Genomic DNA, 13,322 nt, shown 5'->3' with positions numbered 1-13,322 from the left:
GCTGGCAAACACGCTGTCCGCTGACATGAGCAGGCCGCCGAAGCAGGCCAGCACCGGCAGCGCCAGCAGCAGCCCACGCCCGATCGGCAGCAGCCGGTCGATGCGGCGGGTGGGAACGCTGCGCACGCCATGCGCGATCAGCGGCGCTGGCTCAAAGCTTATCGTCACGATCGCCCGCAACGTACGGTCGAGGATTCGCGCGATCGGCAGTTGGCGCAGCGAGGTGCCCCGGTAGAGTGCCACCAGCAGGAACATAAATCCGAGCACGACCAGCAGATCCAGCAGCACCAGTAGTGGCGTCGCGCGCAGCATCACGCCTGCTCCAAAGCACAGGGCCAGGCCGCCGAACCAGAGGGCGGTACGCGGGGGCCGCTGTCCTTCCCGCGCGCCGAGGCTGATCAGGAATGCGATGAACAGCATGACGAACAACGGCACGGAGATCCCAAGCGCACGACCGTTGAAAAAATAGTCGGCGCAAACGCCGAGCATGAGCGCTCCCAGAAGCAGACGATTGGGCTGGCGTAGGGTGAGATGCATCGGGATACTCCTTAGGAATACACTTAATGCCGAATGCTCCTATTCTGCTCAAGATTCGATGCGGCAGGCAGGTATCGCTGGGAGTCAACCGCTGGTGACATCCGCCTGAGCCCATGATGATGCTCTTCTAGGATAGCTGCGACGGAAGCTCATTGTCTAGTGATGCGTGCTGATAGGCTGCTGATAGCAGGAAGGTGGCACAGATCTGGCGGATCAACGTGACGTGAGCAGCGTGTATGCGCCACACCGAGTATCGTCGTGGAGCCATGCGCTGATGCGACATTCTGCGATGCAGGATCGTGAAGCAGCAGGAGGAACATCGTTTATGGAAGATCAACAGATCCGCCGGATTTTGCAGGATACACGGGTCATCGCGGTCGTGGGCCTGAGCGACAATCCGGCACGTCCGAGCTATGGCGTGACACGCTACATGCAGAGCCAGGGCTACCGCATCGTGCCGATCAACCCGGAGCTATCGGAGGTGTTCGGCGAGCGGGCGTATCCCGATCTGCTGTCGGTGCCGTTCGATGTCGATCTGGTCGATATATTTCGGCGCTCGGAGGCGGTCGGGCCGCACGTGGACGAGGCGATTCGGAAGGGCGTCAGGACGGTCTGGATGCAGCTTGGGGTGTATAACGAAGCAGCCGCTCAGCAGGCTCGCGCAGCCGGGATCGACGTGATTATGAATCGCTGTATCCTGATCGAGCACCGGCGGCTGCTTGGCGGCTAGCAGCATAGTCGCGCGAACTCTTACACGCTCGCCAGTTTGCAAAGCGCTCCGACGGACGAGCAACCGTCGGAGCGCTCGGTAGAACACATCCGTTTATTTCACGTCCAGCGCGCCTTGGTGCCCGGCAGCAAGGTGTCCGGGCAGCGTGCAGATATATGGATAGCCGCCCTGCTGGAGTGGCGGAACGCGAATCTCGGTGCTACTGCCAGCGATCGGTTTGCTCCAGGCGATCACGCCTGCGACACCAGTCGGATCGCCGCCCTTGGCCGCTGCTGCGTCGGCGACGGCTTGCTCTTTGCCAGGCTCGACCACCACCCAGTTATGCTCTTCCTGCGACGGATTGTTATAGTTGACGACGAACTCCGTACCGGCTGGCACCTGCATCACGCCTTGCTGGTACTTCGGCTCGCTGGGGTGGTTGGCGATCGAGATGAGCAGCTCGGTGGTCGCTGTTTGTTGCCCGGCGGTTGTCGTGGCATCGGAGCCGGTGCCGTCACCTGTGCCGCTGCCTGGGCCGCTGCTAGCGCTGCTGCTCTGGTCGGTCGTCGCGGCGGTCGCGCTTTCGAGCGCGTTGCTGGTATCGCTAGTGTTGCCACCGCCACACGCGCCGAGGATCAGCGCCGCGATCAGCCCGATCGCTCCTAAGACTGTTCTTCCTTTCATCGTGGCCTCTCCTTCTCTGCTTTCTCCGTTGATGGAAAGGCCCAGCGCTCACACGTGAGGCTGGGCCAGTTCGGTGTTTGTTTTGTGCTACGGGCTAATTGACAGTGAGCGTGCCCTTCATGCCGGCGGCATAGTGGCCGGGCACGGTGCAGATGTAGGGATAGGTGCCCGCCTGCTGCGCGGGCACGTTGATCGCCTCCTGGGTGCTGGCAATCGGCTTACCCCCGGCGATCACGCCCGCGACACCAGTCGGATCGCCGTTCTTTGGCGCAGTGGCCTGCGCGACGGCATCTTCCTGCCCTGGCTGCACCAGCACCCAGTTGTGCTGTGTAGCCGACGGGTTGTTAAAGTTGACGGTGATTGGCTGCCCGGCGGTTGCGTTCAGCGTCTCCTGCTGGAACTTCAACTGAGCCGCATCGGCTGCGACTGATAAGGACGTGCCAGCGCCGCCGGTAGCGCCAGTGCCGCCGCTGGTTTCGCCACCACCGCACGCGGTAAGCGCCAGCGCGACGAAGAGGCTGGTTCCGCCTAAGAATATGCGTGTATTCATCTCGATATGCTCCCTGATAGACGATTGTCGCTACGAATAGCGAATGGCCGTGTCCTGGTTACGGCTCTAGTGTTAAAGTGCCCTTCATGCCGGCGGCATAGTGACCGGGCACGGTGCAGATATAAGGATAGGTGCCCGCCTGCTGCGCCGGAACCTCGACGGTGGCGCTGCTGCTGGCAATCGGCGGGTTGCCCGCGATCACGCCCGTGATACCGGTCGGATCGCCGTTGCTGGCAGTTGTGGCCTGCGCGACGGCATCTTCCTGCCCTGGCTGCACCAGCACCCAGTTGTGCTGAAGCGCCGATGGGTTTTCAAAGTTCACCGTCAGCGGCTGCTCTGCCTTGCCGGTCAGCGCCTCTTGCTGGAATTTCAGGGCTGCCTGATCTGCCGCTACAGCCAGCACACCGCTCGCACCTGAGGCAGGTTCCGTACCACCGGCTGTCTGATTATTGTCGCCAGCCGCCGCACTGCCGACGGTGAGCGTGCCCTTCATGCCGGCGGCATAGTGACCGGGCACGGTGCAGATGTAGGGATAGGTGCCCGCCTGCTGCGCTGGAACCTCGACGGTGGCGCTGCTGCTGGTGATTGGTGCCATCCCGGCAATCACGCCCGTGATACCGGTCGGATCGCCGTTGCTGGCAGTTGTGGCCTGCGCGACGGCATCTTCCTGCCCTGGCTGCACCAGCACCCAGTTGTGCGCGACCGCTGCCGGATTGTTAAAGTTGACGGTGATCGTCTGTCCTTCCGCAGCGTTCAGCGTCTCCTGCTGAAACTTGAGTTGCGTAGGATCGGCGGCTACGTCTAAGCTCGTGGGACCGCCCCCTGCCACATTTGTATCACCGGCGCCGCTCGTTGCTTCCGGCGCTGCTGCAATGATCGATGGATCGGCGCGGCTGCAACCAGCCAGCACGATCGCGATTGCCAGCGCTACAAGCGCTAGCCAGCCGCGAACCTTCATACAAAACTCCTTTGAGTGCAATTTCTGCTTGCCAATCACGTGAAACTGGTACCGCGAGATTGTAGCATACTTCACAATCCCTTACAATCGGGCCTCTGTCGTAGGTTTGCTCTAGTAACTGAAACCTAGTACAGAATCTAAACAGCCTTTTCGGGAAAGCGTTCATGCGATTCTGCATCAGCCAGGTGAAATCGTCGGGGTACGCCCCCAAACCCCCGGTCTGACAGCCCGCTGTGTTGTGTCATGGCAAAACCTTGTGGCGTGTCTGCACGAACCATGCCAAAATCGGCCTAGCGTCCGCTCCAGAATGAGGCATAATCCTCGCCCAGCACGACCACAATATCGACGCCCGGCGGCGCGTCGGTGGATGAGCCCTCGACAATCGGCATATTGCCCAGCGCACGGCTGAGCCGTCGGCGCGTCGCGGGGTGATCGCCGTAGTCGATGATCTGGCTGCTGGCCGTTAGCTCGGCATTATCCGCCGGAGCGGTGGTAAAGCCCTGGCTCTGCAAATCCTGGGTGACTTGTCCCGCGATGCCGCCCACACCCGCGCCGTTCTGTACCTGAATCGTTGCCTGCTCCTGCGCCTCGCCTGGCGGTGTCAGCGCCTCGCGCACTAGCGCCTGAATACCGCTGCGATCCCAGACCAGATCCGATCCGTACTCCTGAAGCCCGACTTTTTCTGGGTCGATGCGGTACTGCGCGATCCGCTCCGGGTCGATCCGCGTCAGCATCATGCCCATCAAGAGCGCATCCGGACGCCCAACCGGCAGCGTGGTTTGGGTGGCATCGCCCGCCGCATCGATCAGCCGCAGGCCCGCGATGGGCCGCCACACGAGCGGCTTGTCGCGTAGCGCCTGGACAATCGCCCGAATGACCTGCTGCTGCCGCTGGGCGCGTCCGAAGTCGCTGTCGGCGTGGCGCGTGCGCACATATTGCAGCGCTTGCTCGCCGTTCATGTGCTGCCGCCCGGCATCGAAGTGGACCGTCATATAGCCGAAATCTTCGGTGGGATACTCGGTATCGGTGATTTCACGCGGCACATCGACCTCGACGCCGCCGACCGCGTCGATCATCTTGGCAAAGCCGTTGAAGTTAATCGTGGCGACGTAGTTGATGCGGGTGTTGAGATCGCGCAAGCCCAGGAATTGCTCGACCGTGTCGGCGGCAAGTGCCGCGCCCGCCGCTGTCGGCTCGGTGCCGGGGCCGTAGAGCGCCTCGGCATTCTCGTAGCCGCGCGCAAAGGCCGTGTTGATCTTGTTCTCGCCGAAGCCCTCGATCGTGGCAAGGCTATCGCGCGGGATCGACAGCAGGCTGCCCCAGCCGCTGGCCGGATCGAGATGCAGCAGGATCAGCGTATCCGAGCGAACACCCTCGTCGGGATGATCCTGGCGCAGATCGACGCCCAGCAGCAAAATATTCATCGGCGACAGCAGTACGTTGGCCGCCGGGCGGTTTTGACGCACATCGGCCATGCCGACTTTGCTGGCTACGCGCTGCTGAAACATAAACGTGCCGACACACGCGGCGATCAAGCCGATGATCAGCAAAAACAGAAAGCGCCGCAGCCAGCGGGCAACCGCTCGTCCATCTCGACGCGGCGGTTGCAGCGGCGGACGTACCTCGCGGCGCGGCTGGCGCGGATCGTGGCCCTGTGGTGTGCGCGGGCGCTGCTTCGCGCCTGGTGTGTGCATTGGTATGGTTTCGCCGGTATAGGGTTCTCTACCGGATCTGCGTGTTGACATGTTGTTCCTCGTGTCAGGGTTGGTATCGCGTGCATTCTAGCATGGGATGTCAGGATACCTGAAAATGTTGCGACGAGCGCCGGATCAATGCGCTCGTCGCGGGAGAGTATCGCAGATCGGATTGGATCGCGCCGCTACCGCCAGGGCCAGACGTTCAGCCAGTAGCTTCCGGCGGCGGCAATGCCCACCAGCAGCAGCGCCATCAGCAGATCGTGGCGCTCAGGCCGCCAGCGCCGCCGGGGTCGAACCCAGTGGCTTGCCAGCCAGTAGCACGCGACGCTGAAGAGCGCATAGGCGATGTAGGTGTAGCGATACACCGGCAGCACGGTCGGCCCGCTGGCGTCGCGGTAATCCAGCAGACCAAACGTAAAGTTATTGAAGGGCTGCATGCTCAGCAGCAGATTGGCACTGGTGCTGCCCATCGACGACGATCGTTCGGCCATCGCCTTACCGATGACCATGCCGCCAGCGGTACCCTGCGCGCTCTGGAGCACAATCGAGGTCATCGCGCTGAAGGGGCTGACCGCGACCAGCCGTGAGCTTGCGGGCGGCCCGAACTGGTTGGGTGCCATGCGCACGACGACGACCAGATACGCGCCGACGATCAGCAGCATGATGATCAGGTAGGCCATGATTGTGGCCCGCAGCGTTCGTCTGGCGATCGTCGAGCAGAGCAGGCCGAGCATCCCCGCCGCCAGCGCCGTAAGCAGCAGCAGCACCAGCACCTTGAGCAGATCGCCGGGCGCGACGCCGCCAAATAGCAGGATCACGCTGCCCAGCGGCACGGCGGCAAAGATCAGCAGCAGTACGTACGAAAGCGCCGCGATCAGCTTGCCCGACAGGATGCGCCCCGGACGAAGCGGCGTCGCCAGCAGCAGATCGTAGGTAAGCTGCTCGCGCTCGCTGCTGATCGCGCCTGCGGTCAGCGCCGGTGTCAGAAACGTGATCAGCAGCGTCTCGGCCAGCGCCAGCGCAGCGAAGAGTCCCTGGCCAACGTGCGCGCTGATGATCGACGTGCCGGTTTCCGCCTGAGCCTGGAAGATACGGATCACCGCGTAGCAGATCAGGCTCAGGCCAAGCAAATAGCCGCTCAAGATTAAGTAGGGCCGTCCGCCGCGCATCCGCGAGCGCAGTTCTTTGACGATGATCGGATTCGGTTGAAGTGAAATCTGCATAGCTCACACTCCGCTGACGCAGCGATCAGGCCGCTGTGAGTTGTAGGAAGAGCGCTTCAAGATCGTTGGTGGTTTGCCCGAATGCGACGAGTGCGACGCCCGCTTTGACCAGTCGCTCGATCAGCTCGGCAGATGCCGCCGCGTCGCCGTCCCACTCTGCCAGCAGCGTCACGTACGGGTCCGGCGCGCGCGCCGGGTGCCGCCCATCGAGTACTTCGTCGTCCACGACCTCGATGCGTCCGACGCCGGGAGTGGCCGCGAGGATCGCCTGGGCCTGCTCCACGCCACGCAGCACCGAGAGCCGCAGCCGCCGCGTGTCGCCGAGCTGGCGCATCACCTCGTCGACCGAGCCGCTGGCGATCAGGCGGCCCTGCTGCATAATGCCCAGCGCCGTGCAGATCTCCGATAGCTCGCTCAAGATATGCGACGACAGCACGATCGTCTTGCCCATGTCGCGCAGCGTGCGTAGCAGCTCGCGCAGCTCAACTCGTGCCCGTGGATCGAGGCCCGAAGCTGGCTCGTCGAGGAGCAGGATCGGCGGATCGTGGACCAGCGCGTGTGCCAGGCAGAGCCGCTGCTGCATACCCCGCGACAAGCCTTGCACAAAGTCGTCGCGCTTGGGTGTCAGATCGACCAGATCCAGCAGGCCCTCGACGGTCGTGCGGCGTTTGGCGGGCGGCAGGTTGTAGCAGCGCGCGAAGAAATCCAGGTATTCCCAGACCCGCAGATCGTCGTACACGCCGAAGAAATCGGGCATGTAGCCGATTAGCCGCTGCGACGCGCGGCCATCCCGGTCGAGGCGCTGGCCCAGCAGGCGGATCTCGCCGCTCGACGGCTCTAGCAGCCCCGCCAGCATCCGCAGCGTCGTCGTCTTGCCTGCGCCGTTCGGCCCGACAAAGCCGTAGATTGTGCCGGGCGGCACGCGCAGGTTCAGATCATCGAGCGCCAGGGTGCGACCGTAGCGCTTGGTAAGGTTGGCTGTTTCGATCGCTGGATTCATCGTCGGCTTCCTTCGACGCGCAGATTGACGCTGACACATCCGCCGCCCTTGGCATTATCGCCCTGCACCTCGACGCGCGCTTTGAGCAGACCCGCGCCGCTGAAGTAGCGCGTCGGCTGCTCAATCGTCGCCGTGTTGCTCGACAGCGGTTGCTCGCTCCATTGTTTAGCGGCCCAGTCGTAGACGCTCAGCTTCATTGTGCTGGGCGGCCCGTCACGGTCGAGCGCGATCATCGCCCGATCGAGCTGTAGCGATTGAAGGCTGGCTGGCAGTTGCATCGTGCTGGTCATGATCCCGCCCTCCAGAAACCAGCCGTCGCCGGAGCGTGTCACGCATGGCCCGCCGATGCCTGCGCTATCGATCTCGAAGATTGGATTGAACCAGCCGCGCTCCAGCGAGATCGCGCCGCTCTGGTCGAAGGCAACCTCGGCGGGCGCGACGATGATCGTAAGCTGCTGCCGATGGAGTCGGCTCGGCTCGACCTCGATCGCCAGCGGGCTGCGCTCCATCCAGCCCACCGCGACCGGTCCCAGAGGCGGATCGTAGAGCGAGTTGAAGATCGTATCGATCACCGTCTGCTCCATACGCACCTCGACCGGCAGTTGTCCCAGGCGGTTGAAGTTGGTCATTTTATCTCGCAGCAGCCGTCCCGCGATGCCCACGTTGCGATCGAAGGCCGCGCCTTCGAGCTTCATCTCAATCGGGCGGGCCTGTCCCGGCTCCAGATCGCCGAGGTGGGCAACATGCACATCATGGACGACGGCAACCTCGCGAATCGGCTCAGCGCCGACGTTGCGCACCGTGCCGCGTAGCGTCGTGCCCTCCACGGTTAGCTCCGCCTTCAGCGGATCGACATCCATCACCTGCTGCGCCGTGAACATTTGCATCGACCACTGCGGAATATTGAGGTTCCGCACGCTGCTACTGCCCTGCATGTACTGGCCGCCAGCGAACGCGCCGCCCTGGCCGAAGCCGCCGCCGGCTACCGGCTCGAATAAAACATCACTATTCGTGCGCACCTGATAGGTCTGCGTGCGCGGTGAGAAGATGCCCGCATAGGTCCGTACACGAGCGCGGCCTTCCGCAGGCTCGACAACCGTCACCTGATTGAGAATAATATCGTTGCCGCGCAAGCGGAGGCCATAGCCGTACGCGCCCAGCGAGAAGACGATCGTGACGAGCGGCACGGCGACCCAGCCCCACGCCTGGCGATCCAGTCGGCGCAGCAGGAGGTACAGCCCCGGCCCGACGATCAGCAGGTAGAGGCCCAGCACAACTGCCAGCGTCGTCAGCGGCGGCACGGCCAGCGCGGGCAGCAGCGACAGCACAGATGCGAACTGCTGCGCCTGAACGTCGTCGACGTGCTGCATCTGCTGCGCCTGCACTGCGCTGGAGCTGAAATAGGCGATCTGATCCCAGAGGGAGGCTGCTGTTCGGAGCTGGGTAAGCTCCGGCGCGGAGAAGCTGAAGCCAAGCGCCGTAACTCGTCCCTTGCCAACCTCAGCCTGAACGCCGATCGGTGTGCTGTCGATCGTGGCGATCGTGCGCGTGCTGGCTTGTCCGACCAGCGCCGTGACGGCGGGAGTGCCTGCCGCGTCGAGATCCGGTAGCAGCGAGATCGATCCGCGTGGCGCAGCGCCGCCGCTGGTCGCGGGACGCAGCGGCTCCGGCAGTTGGGCGAGCGTGGCCTCAAGGTTTGTGCCGCCGATCACCAGTTGCCCGCCAAGACGCACCCAGTCGGCCAGCGCCTGCTGCTGTTTCTCGGTCAGATCGGCGAGCGGCGCTCCATCGACGATCAGCAGATCGAACATCGACAAGCCTTCGCTGCGCTCTGGAAGGTCGGCGGGCTGGATCGGCAGCGTTTCGAGCCTTTGGGACTGAGATTGGACGGCAGGCAGCGGCAACGTCAACGCCTGTGTGCTCACATGCCCAACGACCCACGTCAAGCCGCTGAAGCCATCGATGGGAGCCTCAACCTTGGCTAGCTCCGCGCCTGAGACTAATGCCCGCACCATCGCGGTTCGTCGGATCTCGTCGAGCGGACGCGCGTAGAGCACCACGCTTTTTTCAGCGCCACGCGGCAGATCAAGCGTTGTGGCAAAGCTGGTGCCGGTCTGGATGCTAATATCGGCGGTTATATCCGGTCCATTGTTTGAAACAGTAATCCGAAACGGCAGCCAGTTTCCCGCGCGGTACTTGCCGTCAAAAAAGGGCTGGACGGTCAATCTCACCGAGGCGGTTTGTGCTGCGGCGGGGTGGATGTTCGTTAGCAAGAGCAAACTGCCCAGCAGCCAACTGATCCAGCGATACATCATGCAAAGCTCCATCGGGACGCACGTTTGAATCTAGACGCCTTGGGCACGTCATTCGTTCCCTCATTCTACGCTGGCGGCGCTTCTCGCCCGATGATATGGTGCTGGCAGGGCGAGCATGCGAATCTTGTAGCCTCGTGAAGCGCGATAGCCGCAGGCGGTTCTTGGTGGCGGACGCTCGTTACCGGGGCATGATGGTATTGATCTTGCCCTCAGCAAGCATCAGGTAGCGACAGGTAGCAGGAGAAACATATGCACAACGATCGTGTACGCCGCAGCCTCGCGGCGTTATTCCTGTGTGTGATGCTGGTTCTGGCCGGGTGTGATGTCGTTCAGGAGCAGGCCCAGCAGAATCGCGAGAGTCCGTCTCAGGGACAGGCCACGCGCGAGCAGAGTCCTCCGGCACAGCCGACACCGCGCTCTTCAACATCAGCTCCCCTCGGCGACCAGCAGATTGGGCGCGGCGGCGTCGCGCTGGCCCAGGAGCCGGTTCCAACGCCGCTGCCGGGCGATGCCTCGGCGCTCTCCGAGTACGAGCGGATTATCAATAACGTCTACGCCCGCAACATCAATGCGGTCGTCAACCTCACCGACGGGCAGGGCACCGGCTCCGGCTTTGTGATCGACCAGGAAGGTCATATTGTCACGAATCATCACGTCGCGGGCGAGATGCAGCAGATCTTCATCACCTTTGCCGACCGCAGCGTGAGTCGCGGCGAGCTGGTGGGCACATTCGCTGAGGGCGATATTGCGGTGGTGAGAGCCGAGCGGCTGCCGCAAGGCATTCAGGCGGTCGAGCTGGGCGATTCCTCCGTCGTCAGAGTTGGGCAGATCACCATCGCGATCGGCAGCCCGCTGGGATTGCAGCAGACTGTAACATCGGGCATTGTCAGCGCGCTCAACCGCTCGATCGAAGATCTGGGCGAGGACGATCCCGACAGCAGCTTGCAGGGCTTGATCCAGACCGATGCCTCGATCAATCCCGGCAACTCCGGCGGCCCATTGTTCGACTCGCGCGGTCGGGTGATCGGCATGAACACGCTGATCGCATCGCGCAATCAGGGCAACGTCGGGCTAGGCTTTGCGGTGCCGGTCAACCGCATCAAGCGCGTGGCGCGGCAGCTAATCGAGCGCGGCCAGTATCAGCGGCCTCGAATCGGCGCAAGCGTGGTGCCGGTCGATCCTGAGCTGGCGCTTCAGCTCAACTTCCCCACGACCAGCGGCGTGATGCTGGCTGAGGTAACGCCGGGCGGCCCCTCCGATCGCGCAGGCTTGCGCGGCGCGACCGAGGGCGTGTCGCTGAGCAACGGCCAGCGCTATCCGACCAACGGCGATATCATTATCGCGATCAACGGCCAGCAGGTGCGCACGATCGGCGATCTGCGCAATATTCTGGAGACGGAGGCCGATGTCGGCGATAGCGTGACGATCACCTTCCTGCGCGAGGGCCGTGAGCAGCAGACGCAACTGACGCTGGGCGGCTAAGAAGCCAGAAGATCCACGCGACGAGCGGCGCTGCGCAGCGCCGCTCGTCGCGTTGTTACGAATATCGTTCCTGTATGTTCAAGAAGCCCGTTTCCAGCGTTGTGCAAAAGGTTTGATCTCGTAGGGGCGTACTGCCGATGCCCAGGGCACCACCGTGCCCCCACGGTCTAATGGGTGAGATTAACCGTTGACAGCGCTGCGCCAGGCCGATTGCGCATACCGTCCTTCGGGATCAAGCTCGACGCTGCGCCTGAAATAGACCGTACATGACTCGCCAAGCGCCGCGCGGAGGCGTCCCAGATGATACAGCAGCTCGGCCTGCTGCGAGCGTGGACAGGCTGGCAGCTCGGCCTCGATCGTTTGCAGCACCGCCTCGGCTGCATCTCGCGCGCCAAGGCTAATCTGCGCCTCGCCGAGAGTCATCAGCAGCGGCAGCGCGATACGCGGCGGGAAGCGGCTCGGATCGGCGCTCAGGATCAGCGTGCGTGCTTTGGCCGCGTTTTCTTCCACATGCAGCGCAATCCAGGCCCGCTGCTGGATAACCTGCGGTAGCTGAATGTCCGCCGCATCATCCAGGCGGGCAAGCTGTGCGCCCTCCGCAATCCGCCCCTGCGCCAGAATGACCGTCGCCAGCCCGCTTTGGATCGCGGGATCGTTCGGGTAGATCCGCGCGGCGCGGCGCAGCAGCGCCTCGGCTGCTTCGTCGTCGCCCTGCTGCACGAGGCCCTGCGCGCGCAGCACCAGCGCATCCACCGACCACGGATTGAGCCGCAGCGCCGCCTGCACCAGCCGGTCGGCTCGCTCGTACGCGCCTTGCGCAAGTTGTTGTTCAGCGAGCGTCATGAGGCCAAGGCGTAGACCGAAGACAAAGGCTGTGACGATCGCCAGGATGCCGATCAGCGGCGGGAAGTTGAAGACCCACGCGATCAGCAGTAAGCCAAGTAAAATGCTGGCTTCGGGAACCAGCAACGCTTGCTGCGCAATCCGGCTCAAAAGAAAGGATTCTCTGGTTGGTTTCCTGTGCGCCTCGCTAAACAACGCCATACAGCCTCCTCGAAACGGTTACGATGTGCGGCCAGTCTAGCGGCGCGTTGTGACAGCTACCGTCACAACGCAGCGCGATCATAAAAGGGCCAGCCGAATGTGTCGGCTGACCCTGAGGGCGAAGATGTTTCGGCGGCGCGGGGCTACTGCGGCCACACGATCCAGGTGCTATACAGCTCGCGGCCCAGCAGGCCGAGCTGGACTTCAAAGGGCGTACCCACTTTGTCGGGGAAGTACTCGAAGCGATTGCGCTCGAAATACTGCACCAGCCGACCGTCTTCCTCGTAGGCTTCGGAGAGCGGCATGCCATAGAGCGTCAGACCACCGTTCGCCTCCCAGTACTGGCGGAAGGGCGGGCAGAGCCGGTGGCCGGTCTGCTCGAAGAACAGGCATTCCGGCGGCGCGTCGCTCTGCTTCGGCAGCCTGGTCCAATCGATGCCTTCGCGGCGCAGCAGATCGTCGCCAAGCCGTCCGATCTGGATCTCGAATGGCGTTCCCGACAGCTCGGGATAGTGCTCGAAGCGGTTGCGCTCAAAGTATTGCACCAGGCGAACCTTATTCGAGGACGGATCGGTTTCTTTGACCTGATCGGAGATCGGATAGCCAAACTGCTTGAGGCCGCCGTTGGCGTTCCAATAGCTGAGGAAGGGCGCGGCGATGCGGTGGCCCGTCTCCGGGAAGTAAGCGCCGCTGGTGCCGCGATCAGGACCCCACTCGACGTAGAGCGGCGTGCCGATGTAATCCAGCCGAACCGTCACCGGCCCCTCGGTCTGAACGGTTGCCAGCAGCTTGCCGTCCCACTGGCGGACTCGGGCCTCTTTGCAGCGGCAATCGATCGTCATCGTGGGCGGCGTGCCCCCGTTGACCCGCCAGAGCGCCACGGCTCCGCGTCCGCCGCCGCTGTAGCGGTAGGCAAACGTGCCGGGCATACTTGGATTGTCGCCGTTTGCCAGCACGCCCTCGAACTGCATCCCCTTGAGGATCGAGGTCATCGTGCGGTAGGCGGCGAAGATCGGTTTGCGCAGATCGTTGCGGTTGGGATCGAAGGGGAAGATGCGCCGCAGCATGCCGTAGTGAAACTGCACTTCCCGATCGTTATAGACCGGACGCTCGTAGTTGGCTC

12 protein-coding genes are annotated in these 13,322 nt (G+C 63.2%); 2 read left to right on the top strand and 10 right to left on the bottom strand.

Annotation, left to right across the window (positions count from 1 at the left end):
• Positions 1 to 537: DUF4153 domain-containing protein (locus VFZ66_16110; GenBank protein HEX6290715.1), on the bottom strand; the 537-nt coding region annotated here is incomplete at its 3' end.
• A 325-nt stretch (positions 538 to 862) separates the two neighbouring features.
• On the opposite strand from VFZ66_16110, the gene VFZ66_16105 reads away from it, so the two are divergent.
• Positions 863 to 1,267 carry a CoA-binding protein gene (locus VFZ66_16105; protein ID HEX6290714.1) on the top strand — a complete coding sequence of 135 codons (405 nt, stop codon included), beginning with the start codon at positions 863 to 865 and terminating at the stop codon, positions 1,265 to 1,267.
• Positions 1,268 to 1,360: 93 nt separating this feature from the next.
• Here VFZ66_16105 and VFZ66_16100 read toward each other — a convergent pair whose 3' ends face one another.
• The 7 genes from VFZ66_16100 to VFZ66_16070 all read right to left on the bottom strand — a co-directional run bounded on the left by VFZ66_16100 (position 1,361) and on the right by VFZ66_16070 (position 9,673).
• A complete protein-coding gene (locus tag VFZ66_16100; protein HEX6290713.1) occupies positions 1,361 to 1,930 on the bottom strand; it encodes a plastocyanin/azurin family copper-binding protein in 570 nt (189 codons plus the stop codon).
• Between the two features lie 94 nt (positions 1,931 to 2,024).
• Positions 2,025 to 2,480 carry a plastocyanin/azurin family copper-binding protein gene (locus VFZ66_16095; GenBank protein ID HEX6290712.1) on the bottom strand — a complete coding sequence of 152 codons (456 nt, stop codon included), beginning with the start codon at positions 2,478 to 2,480 and terminating at the stop codon, positions 2,025 to 2,027.
• 58 nt (positions 2,481 to 2,538) lie between these two features.
• Positions 2,539 to 3,438 (bottom strand): plastocyanin/azurin family copper-binding protein, encoded by a 900-nt coding sequence (locus VFZ66_16090; protein ID HEX6290711.1) that lies wholly within the window; start codon positions 3,436 to 3,438, stop codon positions 2,539 to 2,541.
• Between the two features lie 290 nt (positions 3,439 to 3,728).
• Positions 3,729 to 5,183 carry an LCP family protein gene (locus VFZ66_16085; GenBank protein HEX6290710.1) on the bottom strand — a complete coding sequence of 485 codons (1,455 nt, stop codon included), beginning with the start codon at positions 5,181 to 5,183 and terminating at the stop codon, positions 3,729 to 3,731.
• A gap of 134 nt (positions 5,184 to 5,317) precedes the next feature.
• Positions 5,318 to 6,358, bottom strand: a complete 1,041-nt coding sequence (locus VFZ66_16080; protein HEX6290709.1) for an ABC transporter permease subunit — start codon at positions 6,356 to 6,358, stop codon at positions 5,318 to 5,320.
• Between the two features lie 25 nt (positions 6,359 to 6,383).
• On the bottom strand, positions 6,384 to 7,358 hold the full coding sequence (locus VFZ66_16075; protein HEX6290708.1) for an ABC transporter ATP-binding protein: 975 nt from the start codon (positions 7,356 to 7,358) through the stop codon (positions 6,384 to 6,386).
• Positions 7,355 to 9,673: a hypothetical protein gene (locus tag VFZ66_16070; protein ID HEX6290707.1), complete on the bottom strand. Its 2,319-nt coding sequence runs from the start codon at positions 9,671 to 9,673 to the stop codon at positions 7,355 to 7,357. The genes VFZ66_16075 and VFZ66_16070 overlap by 4 nt, the downstream gene beginning before the upstream one ends.
• 249 nt (positions 9,674 to 9,922) lie before the next feature.
• Here VFZ66_16070 and VFZ66_16065 point away from each other — a divergent pair, with 249 nt between their 5' ends.
• Positions 9,923 to 11,155, top strand: coding sequence for a trypsin-like peptidase domain-containing protein (locus VFZ66_16065; GenBank protein ID HEX6290706.1), 1,233 nt, complete (start codon positions 9,923 to 9,925; stop codon positions 11,153 to 11,155).
• 180 nt (positions 11,156 to 11,335) lie between these two features.
• On the opposite strand, the gene VFZ66_16060 is transcribed toward VFZ66_16065, so the two are convergent.
• Together VFZ66_16060 and VFZ66_16055 are read right to left on the bottom strand one after the other, a co-directional pair.
• Positions 11,336 to 12,199 (bottom strand): tetratricopeptide repeat protein, encoded by an 864-nt coding sequence (locus VFZ66_16060; protein ID HEX6290705.1) that lies wholly within the window; start codon positions 12,197 to 12,199, stop codon positions 11,336 to 11,338.
• Between the two features lie 143 nt (positions 12,200 to 12,342).
• A partial coding sequence (locus VFZ66_16055; GenBank protein HEX6290704.1) for a hypothetical protein occupies positions 12,343 to 13,322 on the bottom strand: 980 nt, incomplete at its 5' end.

The organism is Herpetosiphonaceae bacterium, from assembly GCA_036374795.1.
In the GTDB taxonomy this organism is placed as follows: Bacteria; Chloroflexota; Chloroflexia; order Chloroflexales; family Kallotenuaceae; genus LB3-1.
Note: the sequence above shows the minus strand (reverse complement) of the source record. Positions and strands in the feature narration are given on the sequence as shown.